This window comes from Flavobacterium macacae, from assembly GCF_003865365.1.
Classification (GTDB): Bacteria; Bacteroidota; Bacteroidia; order Flavobacteriales; family Flavobacteriaceae; genus Flavobacterium; species Flavobacterium macacae.
This window is the reverse complement of the sequence record NZ_RQVR01000017.1, coordinates 1-21,756: the sequence shown is the minus strand read 5'-3', so window position 1 is coordinate 21,756 and position 21,756 is coordinate 1. Positions and strand designations below refer to the sequence as shown.

17 protein-coding genes are annotated in these 21,756 nt (G+C 37.8%); 7 read left to right on the top strand and 10 right to left on the bottom strand.

Features of this window, described 5'->3' with window-relative positions; genetic code table 11:
* The first annotated feature begins 57 nt into the window (after window positions 1-57).
* Entirely contained in the window at window positions 58-1,071 is a 1,014-nt protein-coding gene (gene galE / locus EG849_RS13045; protein ID WP_125013537.1) for a UDP-glucose 4-epimerase GalE, read from the top strand.
* Between the two features lie 70 nt (window positions 1,072-1,141).
* Here the strand turns inward: galE and fabD are convergent, their stop codons facing one another.
* From fabD to EG849_RS13010, 7 genes are all read right to left on the bottom strand, one after another.
* Entirely contained in the window at window positions 1,142-2,017 is an 876-nt protein-coding gene (fabD, locus tag EG849_RS13040; RefSeq protein WP_125013536.1) for an ACP S-malonyltransferase, read from the bottom strand.
* A 32-nt stretch (window positions 2,018-2,049) separates the two neighbouring features.
* Window positions 2,050-2,718 carry a YiiX/YebB-like N1pC/P60 family cysteine hydrolase gene (locus tag EG849_RS13035; protein ID WP_125013535.1) on the bottom strand — a complete coding sequence of 223 codons (669 nt, stop codon included), beginning with the start codon at window positions 2,716-2,718 and terminating at the stop codon, window positions 2,050-2,052.
* Between the two features lie 36 nt (window positions 2,719-2,754).
* Entirely contained in the window at window positions 2,755-3,270 is a 516-nt protein-coding gene (locus EG849_RS13030; RefSeq protein ID WP_125013534.1) for a nuclear transport factor 2 family protein, read from the bottom strand.
* 180 nt (window positions 3,271-3,450) lie between these two features.
* The gene (locus EG849_RS13025; RefSeq protein ID WP_394336492.1) at window positions 3,451-3,666 is read right to left on the bottom strand and encodes a DUF6370 family protein; all 216 of its coding nucleotides are present in this window, start codon (window positions 3,664-3,666) and stop codon (window positions 3,451-3,453) included.
* Between the two features lie 119 nt (window positions 3,667-3,785).
* Window positions 3,786-4,949, bottom strand: coding sequence for a formate-dependent phosphoribosylglycinamide formyltransferase (gene purT, locus EG849_RS13020; RefSeq protein ID WP_125013532.1), 1,164 nt, complete (start codon window positions 4,947-4,949; stop codon window positions 3,786-3,788).
* A 170-nt stretch (window positions 4,950-5,119) separates the two neighbouring features.
* Complete coding sequence (locus EG849_RS13015) at window positions 5,120-6,304, bottom strand: pyridoxal phosphate-dependent aminotransferase (protein ID WP_125013531.1); 1,185 nt, start codon at window positions 6,302-6,304, stop codon at window positions 5,120-5,122.
* Window positions 6,305-6,342: 38 nt separating this feature from the next.
* Window positions 6,343-7,437, bottom strand: coding sequence for a fatty acid desaturase family protein (locus EG849_RS13010; RefSeq protein ID WP_125013530.1), 1,095 nt, complete (start codon window positions 7,435-7,437; stop codon window positions 6,343-6,345).
* 120 nt (window positions 7,438-7,557) lie between these two features.
* Between EG849_RS13010 and rsmG the strand changes: the two genes are divergently transcribed.
* Window positions 7,558-8,187 carry a 16S rRNA (guanine(527)-N(7))-methyltransferase RsmG gene (gene rsmG / locus EG849_RS13005; RefSeq protein WP_125013568.1) on the top strand — a complete coding sequence of 210 codons (630 nt, stop codon included), beginning with the start codon at window positions 7,558-7,560 and terminating at the stop codon, window positions 8,185-8,187.
* Window positions 8,188-8,325: 138 nt separating this feature from the next.
* Here the strand turns inward: rsmG and pruA are convergent, their stop codons facing one another.
* Window positions 8,326-9,954 (bottom strand): L-glutamate gamma-semialdehyde dehydrogenase, encoded by a 1,629-nt coding sequence (gene pruA, locus EG849_RS13000; RefSeq protein ID WP_125013529.1) that lies wholly within the window; start codon window positions 9,952-9,954, stop codon window positions 8,326-8,328.
* Between the two features lie 448 nt (window positions 9,955-10,402).
* Between pruA and EG849_RS12995 the strand changes: the two genes are divergently transcribed.
* The 4 genes from EG849_RS12995 (at window position 10,403) to pdeM (ending at window position 16,435) form a co-directional block, all read left to right on the top strand.
* Window positions 10,403-11,440 carry a ligase-associated DNA damage response exonuclease gene (locus tag EG849_RS12995; protein WP_125013528.1) on the top strand — a complete coding sequence of 346 codons (1,038 nt, stop codon included), beginning with the start codon at window positions 10,403-10,405 and terminating at the stop codon, window positions 11,438-11,440.
* Window positions 11,441-11,549: 109 nt separating this feature from the next.
* Entirely contained in the window at window positions 11,550-13,151 is a 1,602-nt protein-coding gene (locus EG849_RS12990) for an ATP-dependent DNA ligase (RefSeq protein WP_125013527.1), read from the top strand.
* 165 nt (window positions 13,152-13,316) lie between these two features.
* Complete coding sequence (locus EG849_RS12985) at window positions 13,317-15,776, top strand: ligase-associated DNA damage response DEXH box helicase (protein WP_125013526.1); 2,460 nt, start codon at window positions 13,317-13,319, stop codon at window positions 15,774-15,776.
* Between the two features lie 5 nt (window positions 15,777-15,781).
* On the top strand, window positions 15,782-16,435 hold the full coding sequence (pdeM, locus tag EG849_RS12980) for a ligase-associated DNA damage response endonuclease PdeM (RefSeq protein WP_125013525.1): 654 nt from the start codon (window positions 15,782-15,784) through the stop codon (window positions 16,433-16,435).
* 168 nt (window positions 16,436-16,603) lie between these two features.
* On the opposite strand, the gene apaG is transcribed toward pdeM, so the two are convergent.
* Window positions 16,604-16,990 (bottom strand): Co2+/Mg2+ efflux protein ApaG, encoded by a 387-nt coding sequence (apaG, locus tag EG849_RS12975; protein WP_125013524.1) that lies wholly within the window; start codon window positions 16,988-16,990, stop codon window positions 16,604-16,606.
* A 100-nt stretch (window positions 16,991-17,090) separates the two neighbouring features.
* Window positions 17,091-18,341, bottom strand: a complete 1,251-nt coding sequence (locus tag EG849_RS12970) for a type IX secretion system plug protein (protein ID WP_125013523.1) — start codon at window positions 18,339-18,341, stop codon at window positions 17,091-17,093.
* Between the two features lie 202 nt (window positions 18,342-18,543).
* On the opposite strand from EG849_RS12970, the gene EG849_RS12965 reads away from it, so the two are divergent.
* Window positions 18,544-21,354 (top strand): M16 family metallopeptidase, encoded by a 2,811-nt coding sequence (locus EG849_RS12965; protein WP_125013522.1) that lies wholly within the window; start codon window positions 18,544-18,546, stop codon window positions 21,352-21,354.
* Window positions 21,355-21,756 lie beyond the last annotated feature (402 nt).

Below are 21,756 nucleotides of genomic sequence, written 5' to 3'. Positions count from 1 at the left end.
ACCAATTCACGAATAAAAATTATATTCGTGCGTTGGTGGTTTTTAAATTATAAGAAGATGAAAATAGTAGTAACTGGAGGTTTAGGTTTTATTGGTTCTCATACCGTTGTTGAATTACAAAATGAAGGTTTTGAAGTTGTGATTGTAGATAATCTTTCGAACTCATCAGAAGATGTTTTAAAAGGGATTGTCGCTATTTCTGGCAAACAGCCCATTTTTGAAAAATTAGATTTAAGAGAAAAAAATGCTGTTCAAGATTTTTTTAAAAAGCATACTGATATTTCTGGAATAGTTCATTTTGCGGCTTCCAAAGCGGTAGGGGAAAGCGTTGAAAATCCGTTGCTTTATTATGAAAATAACATCAATGCGTTGGTTTATATTCTGCAGCAGCTACAGCAAAAAGACAGATCTAATTTTATTTTCAGTTCTTCCTGTACCGTTTATGGTCAAGCCGAAAAAATGCCTATTACAGAAAATGCTTCGATTCAAGCAGCTATTTCGCCGTATGGAAATACAAAGCAAATTGGCGAAGAAATTATCCAAGATGTGGCAAAAGTTTCAAATATCAATGCGATTTTATTACGCTATTTTAATCCAATTGGAGCGCATCCTTCAGCAGAAATTGGAGAATTGCCAATTGGGGTGCCTCAAAACCTAGTTCCATTTATTACGCAAACCGGAATTGGTTTAAGAAAAGAGTTGTCGGTTTTTGGTTCTGATTATCCGACTTCTGACGGTACTTGCATTCGCGATTACATTCACGTAGTTGACCTGGCTAAAGCGCACGTAGTAGCTTTAAAAAGACTGATCGATTCTAAAAATGAAACTAAAGTTGAAACTTTTAATATTGGAACCGGAACCGGAAGTACCGTTTTAGAAGTCATCAAGTCTTTTGAAAAAGTAAGCGGTCAAAAATTGGCTTATAAAGTAGTGGATAGAAGAGAAGGTGATGTCGTTGAGGCTTTTGCAGATACTGAAAAAGCAAATTCTGTGTTAGGTTGGAAAGCGGAATCAACTTTAGATGAGGCGGTAAAATCAGCTTGGGAATGGGAGAAAAAGATCAGAAGCTAAACCTATGAAATATGTTTTAATAAAAAATCCCAAGCATTAACTTGGGATTTTTTTATATCTGAAAATAAAATTATGCAGAAAAAGTTGCTGCACTTTTATCAATTTTATTTACCAATCCAACCAATACTTTTCCTGGACCGACTTCAGTAAACGAAGTCGCTCCGTCAGCAATCATTTGTTGTACGGACTGTGTCCATTTTACTGGTGCTGTCAATTGGATGATTAAGTTTTTCTTGATTTCGTCAGCGCTAGAAACTGCACTTGCAGTAACATTTTGATACACTGGGCAAATTGGCGTTGAAAAAGTAGTATTTTCAATTGCTTGAGCTAATTCTTCTCTTGCGGGTTCCATCATTGGCGAGTGGAAAGCACCGCCAACAGGCAGAAGCAAGGCACGTTTGGCGCCCGCCGCTTTCATTGCTTCGCATGCTTGTTCCACTGCTGAAGTTTCTCCAGAAATCACCAATTGTCCTGGGCAGTTGTAATTTGCGGCCACCACAACTCCGTCAATAGATGCGCAGACATCTTCGACGATTTTATCTTCCAATCCTAAAACGGCAGCCATTGTCGATGGTTTGATTTCGCAAGCTTTTTGCATGGCAATTGCTCTTTGAGAAACCAATTTTAAACCGTCTTCAAAGGATAAAGCTCCGTTGGCAACCAAGGCTGAAAATTCTCCAAGTGAATGCCCAGCAACCATTTCTGGCTGAAAGCTTTCGCCTAAAGTTTTCGCAAGAATTACAGAATGCAAGAAAACAGCAGGTTGCGTAACCTTTGTTTCTTTTAATTCTTCTGCAGTTCCTTCAAACATGATATCGGTGATTCTAAAACCCAAGATTTCATTGGCTTTTTCGAATAATTCTTTTGCTAATTCTGAGTTTTCGTAAAGGTCTTTTCCCATTCCTGTGAATTGTGCGCCTTGACCTGGAAATACGTATGCTTTCATTTTAAATCGTTTAAATTGTGATGACAAAAATACTATTTATTCTTGATTTTATATTGATTTACCTTAATATCAAAGTACGTCGTGTCATACATGGGCGACATCGAATAGAAGAATTTTTTTCTAGGTTCGGGTTCTGTTGGGATTTTAACGCTTTTTAAATCTTTTTCCAAAATTTTCCAGATCATTTCGGTACAAAAAAGTTCGCTATCGTCCTCATAATTTCCTTTGTGGTCAAACGGAGTATGTTTTTCCAAATACATTTTCGCTAAATCGGTAATCTTATTTCCTATTAAGGAATCGTTGCTTTTAAGCCGGGTAACGATGATTTTTTGAGGATAAGAATATTTTAAAAAATCTTTTAAAGGCTGGATCTGCAATCCGTCAATTTCAGTAACATCTGAAGAAAGCGAATGAATCACAAATATAGAATCATTCCTTTTGGTAATAATTCCGGCATGGGTGACATCGATCAGGCTGTCATTTAATTCTTTGGAAATGTAATCGCTAAAGAATCCAAAACCTCTTCTGAGAATAAAATCGCCTTCTTGGATTTGGGCAATTTCTCTTGCTGAAAGCCGTGTAATCTTTCTGTTTTTAATAATTTCAGTTTGTTCTGATTTTCGATCGAAATAAAAAAAAGCTTTGTATGAAATAAAAGCCAAAAGAAAAAGCATTACCAAATAAAAGAGTATTTTCTTCATTTCAGTAATGCTTTTCAGGTTGTGTTTTAAAATTGATTATTTCGGTGCAACAACAGTATCTACTGAAGTTTGCAAAGTATCAACTGGCATTCCTAAAGTATCTGCTTCTTCCATATCAGTTTCAGCATCTTGTGCGCCTCCTTCTTTGTTCGCATTTTCTTTATCAATAGTTACTTTCCATTTTCCTTCTACTTTAACCAATTGCAGTGGTTGTTCTACTCCAACTGGTTCTTTTGAGCTTGTGATTTTGTATTTTACGGTTGCTTTGTCGTCTTTTACTTCAGAAGAAATAATTTCAACTTTAGCATCAGATTTTTTCATTTCGTTTTCTTTTCCAGCAACCATTCCTTCCATCATTCCGATCATCTGTGCCGTCTGCTCATCGCAATATTCTTTTGCTTCTTTAAACTCACCTTTGTTTACGTGGTTTAAGAATTTTTCAGCTACTGCTTCTGGATTGCTGTCATTTGAACAAGAAGCAAGAAAACCGAAAGATACAAATGCTAAAAGCATGAATGTTTTAGCAGTGATGTTTTTGAAATTTGTCGTCATATTTTGATTGTTATATTTTGTGTAAAAGTAAAGTTTTTTCACTTATTGTAAAGCTGTAGGTTGAAAATGTTTTACAAAACAAAAAATGCAACGCTGTTGCGGTTTTTTCAAATGCAACATCAGATTCATCTCTAATTCCTCCGCCAGTTAAATGAGGTTTATGACAGGTGGCTTATGGATTTATTTTTTTGGCAATTCTTTCTCTGGCACTAATTTAAAAGTACGCGCCACAAAACGGTTATTTTTCACTTCGCCAGTTACTTCTGCTTTTCTGATTACAGAACAAAATCCATCTTTTCCGTGAGAATCTCCGTGATCGTCAATATTTGTTCCGTCAACAAAATAATTTTTTCCGTCGATTTTCACAGCCAAATTACATCCTTTTTTGTCCTTCATCCCAAAATTGCATTGTCCACAAGAAGCTTCAACGACTTGAGGTTTTGTGATTTTTTTGTCTTGCGCATTTGCTCCTAAAGCAAGAAATAAAATGCAATTGCAATGATTTTTTTCATTTTTTAATAGTTTATCGTTACCAATTTCGCTGCTTCTTTTGCACGTTCTATTATCTCTTCAATTGGTGTTTCCAAGATATCAGAAGTCAAGGCAACGCCCATCCTTCGGTAAGGTCTTGTGGTGGGTTTTCCGAAAATTCTAAAATCTGTTTTAGCCAATCCTGCAATTTTTTCCAAACCTTGATAACTTGGATTCGTAGAAGTTTCAGAAGCTAGCATCACAGCGCTCGCTCCAAATTTTTCTAACGTTATTTCAAAAATCGGCAAGCTTAAAATCGCACGAAGGTGCAATTCAAATTCGTTGAAATTTTGTGTTCCCGCTAAAGTGACCATTCCGGTATCGTGCGGTCTTGGCGACAATTCAGAAAAATAAACGCCGTCATCGGCCAAGAAAAATTCTACGCCAAATAGTCCAGCGCCGCCTAAAGCTTCGGTAATTTTTTCAGCCATATCCTGGGCTTCAAACAAATCCATGTCTGAAATTTGTGCCGGCTGCCAACTTTCTTGATAATCGCCACGTTCTTGCCTATGCCCGATTGGCGCGCAAAAAAGCGTCGAATTATTATTTTGTGTAACGGTTAAAAGCGTGATTTCAGAATTGAAATTCACAAAAGCTTCCACAATCACTTCCACCACATCGCCGCGAGAACCTTCGACCGCATAATTCCATGCTTTTTCAATATCGTCTGGTGTTTTAATCGTCGACTGCCCTTTTCCTGAAGAAGACATCAGCGGTTTTACCACACATGGAATTCCGACTTCTTTTACGGCTTTTTGCAACTCTTCTGATGAGGTTGCATATCTGTAATTGGCTGTTTTTAGGCCAAGTTCTTTTGCAGCGAGCTCACGAATCGCTTTTCTGTTCATCGTGAAGTTTGCCGCCTTCGCGGAAGGAACTACGGTGATTCCTTGTTTTTCATAATCATAAAAACGTTCGGTGCGAATCGCTTCAATTTCTGGAACAATAAAATCAGGCTGGTGTTTGGCCACGATTTTATCTAAAGCATCACCGTCAAGCATGTTGATGACTTCAAAACCGTGCGCCACCTGCATCGCTGGAGCATTTTCATAGCTGTCCACGGCAATCACGGTTTGCCCGATGCGCTGTGCTGCGATTACAAATTCTTTTCCTAATTCTCCGGAACCGAGTAAGAGTATTTTTGACATTTTTTAAATTAATTTTGATGGTTTGCAGGGCTTGCGTGAGGGATTGAAGCGGTATCCTTTTGCGGAGCGGCAACGCAACAAAAGATAAAGCGAAAAGCCCGGCCCTTGTGGTCACGCCCAAATTATTGAAACAAAAAAGCCCCAAGTTTCCTTGAGGCTCTTCTTTATATTTAAGCTAAAGCTTCTTTTATTCTTCGCAATGCTTCTGTTAGTATTTCTTCGCTTGTCGCGTAAGAAAAACGGATGCAGTTTGGGTTTCCAAAAGCGTCTCCGGTTACCGTTGCCACATTTGCTTCTGCCAAAAGGTACATGGAGAAATCATCTGCATTTTTGATTTCAGTTCCTCTTAATGTTTTTCCGAAATAAGAAGAAACATCTGGGAAAACATAAAACGCACCTTCAGGAACATTCAATCTTAATCCAGGAATGTTGTTGATCAAGCCAACAACTAAATTTCTGCGTCTTTTGAAAGCGCCAACCATTTCATTCAAAACGCTTGGGTCAGCATCAACAGCAGTAATTGTAGCTCTTTGTGCGATGGAGTTTGCGCCGCTTGTTACCTGTCCTTGCATTTTCGTACACGCTTTTGCGATGAATTCAGGAGCTCCGATGTATCCGATTCTCCATCCCGTCATTGCGAAAGCTTTTGCTACACCGTTCACGGTAATGGTTCTTTCAAACATTCCCGGAATGGAAGCAATACTGCAAAAAGTGCCTGAAAAATTAATGTGTTCGTAGATTTCATCAGAAACTACAAAAATGTTTGGATATTTCTCCAGCACTTTTGCCAAAGCCGTCAATTCTTCACGGCTATATACAGAACCGCTAGGGTTGCAAGGAGAACTGTACCATATCATTTTTGTTTTTGGCGTAATTGCCGCTTCTAATTGTTCTGGCGTAATTTTAAAATCACTTTCTACTGAAGTCGGCACTTCCACAGGAATGCCGCCGGCCATTTTTACGATTTCAAAGTAGCTGACCCAGTAAGGCGCCGGAAGAATTACTTCATCTCCGTCGTTCAGCATTACTTGAGCAATGTTGTATAAAGATTGTTTGGCACCCGTTGAAACAACGATGTTTGCCGGTGTGTAATCTAAATTGTTGTCTCTTTTGAATTTTCTGCAGATCGCCTCTTTCAATTCAACGTATCCGTCCACCGGAGAATACGTGCTGTAGTTTTCGTCGATGGCTTTTTTTGCCGCTTCTTTGATGAAGTCAGGCGTATTGAAATCTGGTTCGCCTAAACTTAAGCTGATGATGTCTTTTCCTTGGGCTTTTAATTCTCTTGCCAATGCTGCCATTGCCAATGTTTGTGAGGTCGATAATTTGTTAATTCTATCCGATAAATGGTTCATTGAATAAGGGTTTGTTGTTTATTGTATTTTGTAGTTAATTAGGCGATGGCAGGTTTTTGGCCCAAATCTCTCAAATGTTTGAAGTGAGCAATCACAGCACCTCGCATTGTTTTGAATTCGTGGTAAGGCAAGTTGCATTCTTTTGCAGTTTCTTTCACGATTTCAGCAATTTTGCCATAATGAACGTGGCTGATGTGTGGAAAAATGTGGTGTTCGATTTGGTGGTTCAAGCCACCTGTAAACCAGTTTACGATTTTGTTTTTTGGAGCAAAATTCGCAGTGGTGTACAATTGGTGAATGGCCCAAGTATTTTCGATTTCGCCTTCTTCATTCGGAACTGGATTTGAGGTTTCATCCACAACGTGCGCCAATTGGAAAACGATGCTCAAGATCAATCCAGCTGTGTAATGCATTACAAAAAAGCCGATCAAGACTTTCCACCAAACGATGCCAATAATCATTGGGAGTACCAACCAAACCGAAACATAAATAATTTTAGTGATGACCAAAACCGTCCATAATTTCGCCGGACTTTGTGGTTCTCCGTACGATAATTTTCGTTTCAAATAGGCTTTCATTTGTTTAAAATCAGTCGTAAGCGCCCAGTTGAAAGTCAATAATCCATAAAGAAAAACAGAATAATAATGTTGGAATTTATGGAATTTGTGCCATTCGGCTTCTTGCGTAAAACGGATGATTCTTCCGGCATCTAAATCTTCATCGTGACCGTGAATATTCGTGTACGTATGGTGCAAAACATTGTGTTGTACTTGCCAGTTGTGAACATTTCCAGCTAAGATATAAATGCTTCCGCCCATAAATTTGTTCAACCATGTTTTATTCGAGTAAGAACCGTGGTTTCCGTCGTGCATCACATTCATGCCTACGCCTGCCATCCCAATTCCGATAACTACAGACAATAAAAGCATTACCCAAAAAGGCATATTTAAAGTCAATATCAAGAAATAAGGTGTCAAGAAAAGCACAAACATCACAACTGCTTTTAAATGCAGTTTCCAGTTTCCGGTCTTTTTTATGTTATTTTCCTTGAAGTAATTGTTCACGCGAGAATTTAGCGTTCTGAAAAACTTCAGGCTGTCTTGTTTAGAAAATGTCGGTATTGTCGTATTCATATGTAATTTATAATTATTCAAAATAGAAGTTTCCAAAGATAAATATTCTTAATTATGTAAACGTTGAAAAACCTAAAAAATTTCAATCTTAAAATGATTACTTTTGTGAAAAATTTTAAAATGGAAGAAATCTTAAAATATTTCCCTAACCTGACTGATCTTCAGAAACAACAGTTTGAAAAATTAGAGGAATTATACCACGATTGGAACGCAAAAATCAACGTCATTTCGCGCAAAGATATTGACGAATTATATACAAAACACGTGCTTCATTCTTTGGCAATTGCCAAAATTCAAAAATTTGAACCGGGAACATATGTTTTAGACGTAGGAACGGGTGGCGGTTTTCCCGGAATTCCGTTGGCGATCTTGTTTCCAGAAACTCGATTTTATCTGATTGATGTTATTTTGAAAAAAATAAATGTAGTCACAGCCGTTGCCGAAGGATTGGAATTGAAAAATGTAAAAGCAGAACAAATTCGTGCCGAAAATGTAAAAGGTGATTTCGATTTCATCGTAAGCCGTGCCGTGACAAATATGCCCGATTTTGTTTCTTGGATCAAAGATAAAATCAAAAAACAGAACAAACACGAACTTAAAAACGGAATCTTATACTTAAAAGGTGGCGATTTGACCGAGGAATTAAAAGACTTCCCAAAAGCCACAGAGTACAATATTGCAGAATTTTTTGACAATGAATTCTTTGAAACAAAAAAAGTTGTTCATTTGCCTTTGAAATTTAAAGCGTAATTTTTTGAAATATTAAGAAGATTAAGATATTTAAAACGTAATGCAACTTAGTTTCTTAATGGTTTGAAATGTAAACAAAAAAGCCGAATCTAAATCAGATTCGGCTTTTTTTATCTCAATGATTCTAAAATCATAAATTTATTCTCCTAAAAACGGATATCTGTAATCTGTTGCAGGAATAAAAGTTTCTTTGATGGTTCTTGGAGAAACCCAACGCAACAAGTTCAAGATTGAACCCGCTTTATCATTTGTTCCCGAAGCTCTTGCGCCGCCAAAAGGCTGTTGGCCAACAACAGCACCAGTCGGTTTGTCATTGATATAGAAATTTCCGGCAGCGTTAACCAATGCTTTTGCAGCAAAATCAATGGCATAGCGGTCTTGAGAGAAAATAGCTCCGGTCAAAGCATAAATTGAAGTTTCATCTACCAATTTCAATGACTCTTCCCATTTTGCGTCTTCATAAACATAGATGGTCAAAACTGGTCCGAACAATTCCGTTGCCATTGTGTCATATTTCGGATTCGTAGTCACGATAACCGTAGGCTCGATAAACCAACCTTTAGATTTGTCATAACCGCCACCAACGATAACTTCTGCTTCATTTGATGCTTTTGCATCTTCAATAGCTTTCACCAATTTATCAAAAGAACCTTCTGTGATCACAGCAGAAACATAGTTTGAAGTATCTTCTGGAGAACCCATTTTAAATGATTTCACATCAGCAACAACTCTTTCTTTAACAGCATCCCAAAGAGAAGCCGGAATATAAGCTCTTGAAGCTGCAGAACATTTTTGACCTTGGTATTCAAAAGAACCGCGAGTCAAAGCAGTCGCTACTTCAATTGGGTTTGAAGAAGGGTGCGCCCAAACAAAATCCTTACCGCCAGTTTCACCAACGATTCTTGGGTAGGTTTTGTATTTATTAATATTTTGTCCAATCTTTGCCCACATGCTGTTGAAAACACCAGTCGAACCTGTAAAGTGGATACCAGCAAAATCAGGACTGTCTAAAAGCGTGTCCGTAATCATGGCAGAATTACCATTAATCATATTGATAACACCTTTTGGCAATCCCGCTTTTTGGAAAACCTCCATAATCACATTCGCAGAATACACCTGCGTTGCAGACGGTTTCCAAACCACAACATTCCCCATCAAGGCTACGCAAGAAGGCAGGTTTCCGGCAATTGCAGTAAAATTAAAAGGAGTCACGGCATATACAAAACCTTCCAGCGGACGGTGCTCCAAACGGTTCCAAATTCCTTCAGAAGAAACCGGCTGCTGTGCATAAATCTCCGTCATAAACTGAACGTTGAAACGCAAGAAATCAATGAATTCACACGCAGCATCAATTTCTGCTTGGTGAACCGTTTTTCCTTGAGCCAACATCGTCGCCGCGTTAATTTTTGCGCGGTACGGCCCAGCCAATAATTCAGCAGCTTTCAAGAAAATCGCAGCTCTGTGTTCCCATGGCATCGTCGCCCATTTTTCACGAGCTTCCAATGCAGTTGAAATCGCTTTTTCAACCAAAGCCTTATCCGCTTCGTGATATTGGCCAATAGTGTGTTGGTGGTCAAACGGCGGAAACAAACGTTTTGTATTTCCCGTTTTAATTTCCTCGTCACCAATAAACAACGGAATATCAACCGTAGAGTTATATAATTCTTTATACGTTTTTAAAACCGATTCTCTTTCTGGACTTCCCGGAGCATACGATTTAACAACCTCGTTAATCGCAGTCGGAACACTGTAAATTCCTTTTGGCATACTGATTTGTTTTAATAAATTACTATCAAATTTTTGCAACGCAAAGATACAAAATCATTGCCGAATATTTAACAAATTACCATTTCAATAACAATTTGAAAACTTTAATCCTTATTTGAAGCAAAAACATAAGGCATTCTTTTAAACTCGGTCCCGCTTTCTGCAGTAGCTTTTCTCCGAAAACGAAAGAAAAGGCTACTGCCACCAATCGGGGCTATTTTCAAACGCCATTTCCTTTTTTAAACTGTTGGACCCATATCGCCTTTATACTTTGTCTTCTTTTTCTCGCAAAGGAAAAAAGAGTTAAAGTTGATGTGTAGAAATTTTTGCGCCTTACTGTCTTTGCAAAAAAAAGAAATTTTTCAAACAAAAGTTAAACTTCCCACAAATCACTTCCGCAAAAAAAAATCTAATCTTAAATTTATGTAGATGACTTTTTAACAAAAAAATGAAACAACCACTCCTAGCATTCAACGACAAAGGAATATATTGCCACCAAGCCGACGTCTATCTCGACCCGTGGCGACCGGTGACCAATGCAATTATCACCCACGGCCATGCAGACCATTCGCGTTGGGGACACAAAAATTACATCACGCATCACACGAACGTTCCCATTATCCGCCATCGTTTGGGTGAAATAAACGTGACCGGAAAAGATTGGAATGAAACGTTCACTATCAACGGTGTCAAGTTTTCGCTTCATCCCGCTGGTCATATCATTGGTTCTGCCCAAATCCGAGTGGAATACAAAGGCGAAGTTTGGGTTTTTACAGGAGATTACAAAACGGAAGACGACGGAATTTCTACACCGTATGAAGTGGTAAAATGCGATGCGTTCATCACCGAATGTACCTTCGGATTACCGGCTTTCAAATGGACGCCACAAGCCGAGGTCATGACCGATATTAATAATTGGTGGGCAGAGAACCAAGCGGATGGCAAAACATCGGTATTATTTGGGTACTCACTTGGAAAAGCACAACGTCTTTTAAAATACCTCGACCCAAGCATCGGAAAGATTTTCACCCACGGAGCCATAGAAAATATGACCGAAGTCTTACGACCGATGGTCGATTTTCCAGAAACCATAAGAGTTACAAGAGAAACCAAAAAAGAAGAATTGGCAGGGAATATTATTCTTGCACCGCCAAGTGCACACGGAAGTACGTGGATTCGAAAAATGACACCTTACGTTACAGGTTCCGCCAGCGGATGGATGGCTTTTCGAGGAGCAAGAAGAAGGCGTGCCGTCGATAGAGGTTTTGTATTAAGCGACCATTGCGATTGGACCGGTTTGCTGGAAAGCATCAGTGCCACCGGAGCCGAAAAAGTAATTTGCACCCACGGATATTCCGATATTTTCTCCAAGTATTTGATCGAATTAGGCTACGATGCTAGAACCGCCAACACCCAATACGAAGGAGAATCAGGAGAAATGGACGCCAAAAAAGATGTGGAAGAAGAAAATGCGGAGAAAGAATAGAGTAGTGAGTATTGAGAATAGAGTCAATAAACAAGAGAAAAGATTAAATTCTTTGCGACTTAGCGCCTTTGCGAGATAAAAAACTTCGTGACTTTGCAACTAAAAAAATATGAAAAACTTCGCCAACCTCATAAAAACCCTAGACAGCTCCAACAAAACGTCGGTGAAAGTTGAGGCGCTTACTACTTATTTTAAAAACGCAAGCAACGAAGATAAAGTTTGGACAATCGCCATTTTATCGCATCGTCGTCCGCCACGACCTGTCAACACTACTTTGTTGCGATTATGGGCAAACGAATTGGCGAAAATTCCGCTTTGGCTATTCGAAGAAAGTTATCATATCGTTGGGGATTTGGCCGAAACAATTGCCCTCATAATTCCCACCACGAAAGAACATTCCGATAAAAGCCTGACGGAATACCTACAGGAAATCATCGCCTTAAAAAAGAAAACCGACGAAGAAAAAAGAGAATACTTGCACCGCAATTGGCTCGCATTGAATTACTATGAGCGTTTTGTTTTTACCAAATTAATTACAGGAAGCTTCCGAATAGGGGTCAGTCAAAAATTAATGACAAGGGCACTTTCGAAGGCAGAAAACATAGATGAAGATACGTTAGCCTATAAATTAATGGGCGATTGGAATCCGAATACAATCACGTTTCAAGAGCTTATTTTAGATGAAAAAAGCAGTGATTACCTCTCGAAACCTTATCCGTTTTATTTGGCGTATCCGATTGAAGGCGAAATAGCCAATCTCGGAAATCCCGAAGAGTGGAGTGCCGAACACAAATGGGACGGCATCCGTTCGCAGACCATCATCCGTGAAAACGAAATGTATGTGTGGAGCCGAGGCGAAGAATTGGTGACGGACAAATATCCTGAGTTCAATTCCTTTATCGGCGTCATTCCAAATGGAACGGTCATCGACGGAGAAATTCTTCCGTATTTAAATGATGAAATCGGAACGTTTAATGATTTGCAAACCAGAATCGGACGAAAAACAGTTTCACAGTCATTATTAAAAAGCAATCCTGTTGTCATCAAAGCCTACGATTTGTTGGAATGGGAAGGCAATGACATTCGGAACCGTCCTTTTGAAGAGCGACGAATTCTATTGGAGAATTTATATGAAACGATAAAAGACAAAGGGATTCCGTTGCAACTTTCAGAACGGTTTTCCTTCTCCACTTGGGAAGAAGTGATCGAAGAAAGAATACGTTCGCGCGAAATGAAAAGCGAGGGTTTGATGCTGAAACGGAAAGATTCACCCTATTTGGTCGGAAGAAAAAAAGGCGATTGGTGGAAATGGAAAATCGAACCGCTAACCATTGATGCGGTCTTGACGTATGCAATGCGAGGTCACGGACGACGTTCGAATTTGTTCACTGATTACACTTTTGCCTTATGGCAAGACAATGAAAACGGCGAACGCGAATTGGTCACTTTTGCAAAAGCCTATTCCGGCTTGACCGATGCCGAATTCAGAATGGTAGATGATTTTATAAAGAAAAACACGTTGGAGCGTTTCGGACCCGTTCGAAGCGTTACGCCAAAGCTCGTTTTTGAAATTGGTTTCGAAGGAATTGCCCTTTCAAAAAGACACAAAAGTGGTGTGGCAACTCGCTTTCCAAGAATATTAAGATGGCGAATCGACAAGAAGATAGAGGAAGCCAATTCGATAGAAGATTTGAAAGGTATGATTATTTAGAGAGAAGTGAGTAGTTAGTATTGAGTATTGAGTCAAGAAAAAAGAAACAAGAAGAAAGTAAAATGGGGAAAAAGCTTTGCGACTTCCCGCCTTTGCGAGAAAATAAGAATCAAACTTAATTTTTCTTATCCCAAAACTTCAGGAATTCGCGGTTAAAAAATAGAAATGAACAGAGAACAACTTTTCAACCTCGCAAGCGACTGGTTCCATCAACAAGGATGGAAACCATTTCCCTTCCAGACCCAAACATGGAAGGCTTTCTTGCAAGGAAAAAACGGCTTATTGAACGCTCCCACCGGAAGCGGGAAAACCTATGCTTTATGGTTGCCGATTGTTCTCGATTACATCAAAAAAAATCCAGATTACAAGACCAAACATAAACCCGGACTAAAAGCCATTTGGATTACTCCTTTAAGAGCACTTTCTGTTGAGATAAAACAATCAGCAGAGAGGGTTGTCAATGATTTAGGAACACAAATGACCGTGGGAATACGTTCGGGGGATACTTCAGCCAGTGAACGCGCCAAGCAAAAAGGCAAAATGCCCGATTTATTGGTCACTACTCCCGAAAGTTTGCAATTGCTTTTGGCGTCAAAAGGCTATGAAAAAATATTCAAAGATTGTTCTGCAATTGTCATTGATGAATGGCACGAATTACTCGGAACAAAACGGGGCGTTCAAACGGAATTGGCACTTTCACGATTAAAAATCATCGCTCCCAAAATGCGAATTTGGGGAATTTCTGCCACCATAGGAAACCTCCAACAAGCCCAAGAAGTTTTACTTGGAATGGATTCGGAAGCCTATAAAAATTCCGTTTTAATCAAAGCGGTCATTCATAAAAAAATCAAAGTCCTTTCGATAATTCCCGATAAAATGGAAACGTATCCGTGGCGCGGTCATATGGGGTTGCACCTGATTGATGAGGTGGCCGAGATTATTCGCAACAGCAAAACCACATTATTGTTTACGAATGTTCGGTCGGCTTGTGAGATTTGGTTTCAACGATTGCTCGAAAAATATCCGGAATTTGCAGGAGAAATGGCGATGCACCATGGAAGCATCAATCGGGAAACCCGACTTTGGGTCGAGCAAGCCATTCGCAATGAAGAATTAAAAGTCGTGGTTTGTACCTCAAGTTTGGATTTGGGTGTCGATTTCGCTCCAGTCGAAACCATCATTCAAGTCGGTGGTCCCAAAGGTGTTGCGCGTTTTTTGCAACGTGCCGGACGAAGCGGTCACCAGCCAGGGAAAGAAAGCGTGATTTATTTTCTCGCCACGCATTCCATCGAATTGATTGAGGCTTCGGCTTTGAAAAAAGCGGTTGAAAATACGGTTGTCGAAGACCGTGTTCCCTATTTGAACAGTTGGGATGTTCTGGTGCAATATTTAAATACGTTGGCGGTTTCGGATGGATTTTTTCCCGATGAAATTTACGAAGAAGTTCGAAAAACCTTTTGCTATCAAGCGATGACAAAAGAAAATTGGAATTGGATTTTAAACTTTATCGTTAACGGTAGCCAAAGTTTGCAAGCGTATGACGAATATAAGAAAGTGGAAATTGAAGAAGACGGGCGTTATAAAATCAACAGCCGAATGCTGGCGATGCACCACCGAATGCAAATTGGAACCATTGTTGGTGATGCGGTTTTAAACGTGAAATTTTTAAGTGGCGGTTTCATCGGAACGATTGAAGAATGGTTTATTTCAAAATTAAAACCCGGCGACACCTTTACGTTTGGAGGCAAAAGATTGGAATTGTACCGCATTAAAAATATGCAGGTTTTGGTAAAGAAAGCCGACCCAAAAAAAGCATCAAAATTAGTGAGTTGGATGGGAGGAAGGATGGCACTTTCGGCACAAATGAGTGAATTGCTACGGAAGGAATTGTATCGTGCCAACACGACCGATTTGTCACCCGAATTAAAAGCCTTAAAGCCCATGTTTACACGACAAAGAAAGGAATCAATTGTTCCAAATGCCGACGAATTTCTAATTGAAACGTTTAAAACACGAGAAGGATTTCATGCGATTTTTTATCCGTTTGAAGGACGCTTTGTGCACGAAGCTTTGGCAAGTATACTAGCGTACAGAATCAGTTTGCTTTCGCCGATAAGTTTCTCGTTGGCATATAACGATTATGGTTTTGAATTGCTTTCGGACCAAGAAATCAATATGCAGGAAGTATTGGACAACAATCTTTTTTCGACTGATTATGTACATTCTGATTTACAAAAAAGTTTGAATGCAACCGAAATGGCCAGACGAAAGTTCAGGGATATTGCCGTAATTACAGGTTTGGTTTTTACCGGATTTCCGGGGAAACTGATTAAAACAAAACATTTGCAAAGCAGTTCGCAATTGCTTTTTGAAGTTTTTAGGGATTATGAACCGGATAATTTGCTTTTTCAACAAGCCTATCGCGAAACATTTGAACATCAGTTGGAAGAGGGACGATTGCTACTAGCTTTGGAGCGAATTGAAAAGCAAGATATTGTTTGGAAGGAATGTGAAAAACCAACGCCCTTCAGCTTCCCGATAATTACGGATAGGCTTCGCGAAAAATTATCGAGTGAAACTTTGGCAGAACGAATTAAAAAAATGACGGCTTCGTATATGAAGTGATATTTATGACAATTACGATACAAATAAAATCAAATACTTTTATTCTTCATCCCAGCGGTGCTTTGTTTTGGGAAGATAAAAACGTGCTCTTAATTTCGGATGTGCATTTGGGAAAAGTGTCACATTTTAGAAAACACGGTGTTGCGATTCCGGAGAATTCGGTGTCAAAAAACTTTATGCGTTTGACAGAAGTGGTGGATTATTTTGATCCAGAAAAAGTGCTTTTTTTAGGTGATTTGTTTCACAGTTCTAAAAACAGCGAGTGGCATTTATTCGTAGAATGGTCAGATTGTTGTGTAGCAGAAATCATTTTAATTGCAGGAAACCACGATATTATTGCCCAAGAAAATTATGATAAAATAGGGGTAAAGATTTTTCAAGAATTAGAAACAGATGGTTTTCTGCTGACGCACCATCCGACAGAAAAAGAAGGTTTATTTAATTTTTCCGGACACATTCATCCGGGAATTCAATTGCGTGGTTTTGGTGGACATCATTTAAAATTGCCTTGCTTTTTTCAGCGCCAAAACCAGATGATCTTGCCGGCTTTTGGAGAATTTACGGGTAAATATATTTTAGTTCCGGAAGAAAACGATAAGGTTTATGCCATTACAAAAGAGGAAGTAATTTTGATTGAAAAGCGTCAATCGTATAAATAAAGGTGATTGAAAGTCGGATGTTCTAGCCCCGATTATAGTGGAAAGCTTTTTGAAATTGCTGACTATTTTTTCTTAGGATAAAAAAGCGACCAACGGAAGCTCTTTTTATTTTTAGAAAAAAAGGAGGAAATGAAAAAACTTGAAACAGAAAGCGGGATCAGCTTCTAATTAATTTAAGGCAAAAGGAGCACTTAATTTAAAACTTGGGACAATTACCCTAAAACTTCGTGTTGAGGTAAAATTGATCATATTAAAGTAGCCTCTCATTGCTCCGAAAGGAGATGAAAGCAAACATCCAGAGCTGTATGTGTGTGATTCTCCAGGCTTTAAAACAGGTTTTTTGCCTACAACACCTTCGCCGTCCACGAGTTCTAGATTGTTCAAAGCGTCAAAAATTTCCCAGTGGCGGGACATTAATTGCACCGAATCTTTTGAATGATTCTCAATGGTGATCTTATAACTAAAGGCAAAGTGAATCTTATAGTTTTTGAAATAAGTACCTTCAAAACTAGTCAAGACTGAAATCTTAATACCTCGTGTTATTTGTGTAACCATAATTGTTGTAATAATACAAAACTACAAATTTTTGTCATTGGTTTGCCTTTGCGAATACTAAATTTTGCTTAAAGGTTTTAAAAACAGTTTTTTAGCCGGGTTAATTGACGATATTTTCAGATGAAGCGGTTCCTTTTCCAATTACCCGATCATATCTTTCGTTCACCCCTCTATAGTAAACAATTGCTTGATAGTCGTTTAAGGTTTGATAAAAATTACCATCGATAGAATTTGCATTGTCGATTTTTTTAGATTTATCAGCGATTATATATTGAAAATTGGTAAATCCTTGTTTGATCAACATTGCCTTTTCAAACATGCCCGTTTTTTTATTGAATTCCATCTTATTTTCTTCGTTCAAAGCATAATTGTTGAACATTCCGTTAATGTAAATATCGTTTTTTCCGAAATAAGCCGGAGCGTCCAAAAGGAAGAAAACCCAAGCGTAGTCTGCTTCAATTTGATTGTTTTGTACGTATAAATTTCGAACCACAAAATTTCCGTTCACATCCGGATTAAAGGTGTAAATTTGGTTTCCGCGTGCTTTGTTAGGATACAAATGCGTGTTGTATAGTTCTTTTGATTCGATGTAATTGATATTGTTGGCAACGGCTCTGATTTCTTTATTGTCAAAGTATAAAAACTCGTTTCCTGCCCAAAATTGGGTTTCCTTATCGTATTTATAAATCAAATCATTTCCAATTGTGTATTGCGGTTTGATATTGTTGATTGCCGTGTTGAAATTACCGTTTTGTAACAAAGTAACTTTTACGTTTTGCAACGGATTTATAAAGTTGATAGCCGCGGTTTTTATAGAGAAATCAAGGTTATGCATAAAGTTAATATCACGCACATCACGGGCTCTTTTTACTTGCAAAGGAACACCAACTAAATCTTCATATAAAATGAATTTTCTAGAAAAAACAACTTCTTGGTCTTCATTTAAAATCTTAAGAATGTAGTTTCCTGTTACTCTAAATTGAGTGAATTTATTTGGGAATGCTAATCGATAATGAGAATACAATTGGAGGGTGTTGAAGGAGTTTTCATAGTCTTGAATTCTTTGGTTGTCAAATCCTTGGATGTATTCGCTTTTCACTAGCTGCGAGGGCGTCCAATCATAATTGCAGTGAATAATCTCATAATAATAATTGGCTTCGTTGCCAAATAAATCATCAAATTGCAATTGAAATCCTTCGTTTAATGGAAAAATAGGAATCACATTCTGACCGCTTTGAACAAATGAAACTGTTTTGATATTAAATGGTGGAGCAACTTCAGTTTGAACTTGAGCCGTAAGAATAGTAAAAGTAAAAAAACTTAAAAAAGCTGCAAGATATTTTTTATACATCAGGTAATATTTGAGATTCTGGCTATAAATATAGCGAAATTTATTATGATTTATTGTGGCTAAAATGGTACCAAAGCTTGTAATTGCTTAATTTAAGAAATTTAGAAATGAAAAGTAAGTCAATTCTGTTAAATATTTTATAATAATCTGTAGTTTATTCTGTTATAAAGTTTAGTTTTATCGAATCTATAAATAGTAACCAATGAAAAATTACAACAAACTATTTGTGCTTCTTTTGACATTACCATTGTCAATGTTTGCGCAAGATTTTAAAGGGGAAAGTCCTATTCCTTTTGACTCCACTGTGAAAACAGGAAAATTAGAAAACGGATTGACCTATTACATTAAGAAGAATGCGAAACCAGAAAACAAAGTTGATTTAAGACTTGTTATCAATGCTGGGTCGATTCTTGAAGATGATGACCAGCAAGGTTTGGCGCATTTTATGGAACATATGAGTTTTAATGGAACGAAAAATTTTCCTAAAAACAAATTAGTAGATTATCTTCAAAGTATTGGAGTGAAATTCGGACAACATTTAAATGCTTACACCAGTTTTGATGAAACTGTGTATTTCTTGCCGATACCATCTGATGATCCTGAAAAGTTAGAAAAAGGTTTTCAAATTATTGAAGACTGGGCATTCAACGCCGTTTTGACTCCAGAAGAAATTGATAAAGAAAGAGGTGTAGTTCTTGAAGAGTACCGTATTGGTCTTGGCGCAAGCAAAAGAATGATGGGGCGTTTCATGCCAAAAATGATGCACAATTCTCATTATGCAAATCGTTTGCCAATCGGAAAAAAAGAAATTCTTGAGAACTTCAAATATGAAAAACTAATCAGTTTTTATAAAGATTGGTACCGTCCAAACTTGATGAGTGTTATCGTCGTGGGTGATATTGATGTTGCTCAAATGGAGAAAAAAATCAAAGATCACTTTTCAAGTTACAAGAACCCAAAAAACGAAAGACCAAGAAAAATCTATGACGTTCCAAATCACAAAGAAACATTTGTGGCAGTCGAAAGTGACAAAGAAGCTTCAGCAGCACAAGTTCAATTGGTTTACAAAGATTATGACACTCCAAAACCAGTTGTGAATGTGAATGATTTTAGAAAATCTCTTGTTGAAGGATTGTATTCTACAATGATTAATAACAGGTTAAATGAGTTGACAAATTCTCCAACACCTCCTTTTACTTATGGATATTCTTACCACGGAGGTACTTGGGCAAGAACAAAAGAAGCGTATCAGTCTTTTGCAATGTCACAAGAAGACAAACAATTAGAGGCTTTAAAGGTTTTAGTTACAGAAAACGAAAGAGCTAAGAAATTTGGTTTTACACCAGGTGAATTAGACAGAGCTAAATCAGAGTTTTTAGCAGGTTTTGAAACTGTGTATAACGATAGAGAAAAAAGAAATTCTGAGAATTTTGTAAGCGAATATCAATCACATTTCTTAGAAAAAGAACCTACGCCTGGAATAGCTTGGACTTTTGAAGCTTTGAAAAAAATCTTGCCAACCATTGAATTAAAAGATGTTAACGGATTGGTTAAAGATTATATCAAAGAAGACAATCGTGTTGTAATCTTAACAGGACCTGAAAAAGAGGGTCTGAAAAAAGTTACAGAACAAGAAGTTTTGAATGCTTTAAAAGTAAATATTGACGAAATCCAACCGTATGCAGATACAGAAATTGCGTCTAGTTTATTGCGAAAAGAATTAAAACCGGGAACAATTATTAAAAAAGAAACCAATGCTAAAATTGGTGCAACAACTTTAACGTTGTCAAACGGAGCCAAAGTAACGTACAAAAAAACAGACTTTAAAAATGACGAAGTTTTGATGGAAGCTGTAAGTTTTGGAGGTACAAATCTTTATACAAATGAAGAATTAAAGAAAACACAATTTGCTAACGGAGGTTTGACTCAAGCTGGTTTTTCTGGATTGAAAGAAAACGACATCAACAAATTTATGTCAGGAAAAGTGGCAAGTGTTTATCCTTATGTTTCAAATACAACTGAAGGTTTAAGAGGAAGCACAACTCCAAAAGATTTGGAATATTTGTTCCAAATGACTGTTGGTTATATGGCTGACTTAAACTTAGATAACGAAGCTTTTGAAGGTTACAAACAAAAACAATCAGCGTTTTATAAAAATATGGCATCTCAGCCAAGTTTTTATTTCCAACAAGAATTTTATGGATATTTGTTAAAAGAGAACCCAAGATTTTTCGGAATGATTCCTGATGATAAAGCTTGGGAAGCAACCGATTATAAATTGGCTTACACTAAATTTCAAGAGCGTTTTGCAAATGCAGGAGATTTTGAATTTTTCTTCGTAGGAAATGTGGATGATGCAAAAATGGAAGAATATTCTAAAAAATATATTGCGTCATTACCTTCTACGGCAAAAAAAGAAAAAGCAATTGATTTAGGACACAGAATGCTAAAAGGAGAGCACAAAAAAATTGTAAATAAAGGAACAGATCCAAAAAGTTCTGTGACAATTATGTATTATGGCGATGCTGAATACACTCCAAAAGAAGCTTTGGCAATGCAGGCTTTAGGGGAAGTTTTGACTATCAAATTAATTGAAGAGCTAAGAGAAAATGAAAGCGGTGTGTACGGAATTAGTGCGCGGGGCGGAATGAGTAAAGTTCCGAATGGTGCTTATAGTTTCAATATTGGTTTCCCTTGCGGTCCAGACAATGCTGAAAAGTTAACGGCTTCTGCATTAAGAGAATTACAAAAAATAATTGATAATGGACCTCAAGAAGGTGATATTAAGAAATTTAAAGAAGCGGAAATTCTTGATTACAAAAAAGATATCAAAGAAAATAGATATTGGTTAACGAACTTCAACCGTTCTTACACAAACGGAACAAGTCCAGAAGATGTTTTGCAAGTAGAAGCAAAAGTAAATGCAGTTACAGCAAAAGACATTCAAAATGTGGCTAAAAAATACTTATCAAAAGATAAAGTAGTGGGTATTTTAATGCCAGAAAAAAGCTAATATATTTTTAATTATAATGAATGAAAATGCTACCTTATATATAGGTAGCATTCAAATTTTCAAAAACACAAAAGACAGCCATTCCGCTGTCTTTTTTTATACCTATATATAAGGAGAAAGAAAACACACCTTATATGTGGCAGTAATTTTTTTCGAGAAGCGCAAGGCCATTCATTTATCAGGATAGGGCATTCCCGCCGTTCCTTCCAAAGCTTCGCGCCTGCAAAAGGGGCAGTCGGGACGGCTTTTCCCTCCAGTCGGGGCTATTTCAGGGATCTTTCCGTTTTTTTTGGAGACTTCCGTCCGCCCATCTTCACTCAAGACTATATAGCTATACCCCGGCATTTCCAGCAAACAAGGCCTGTGATTTCAGAAAAACCAACAAAGCGGGAAAAAACTTTT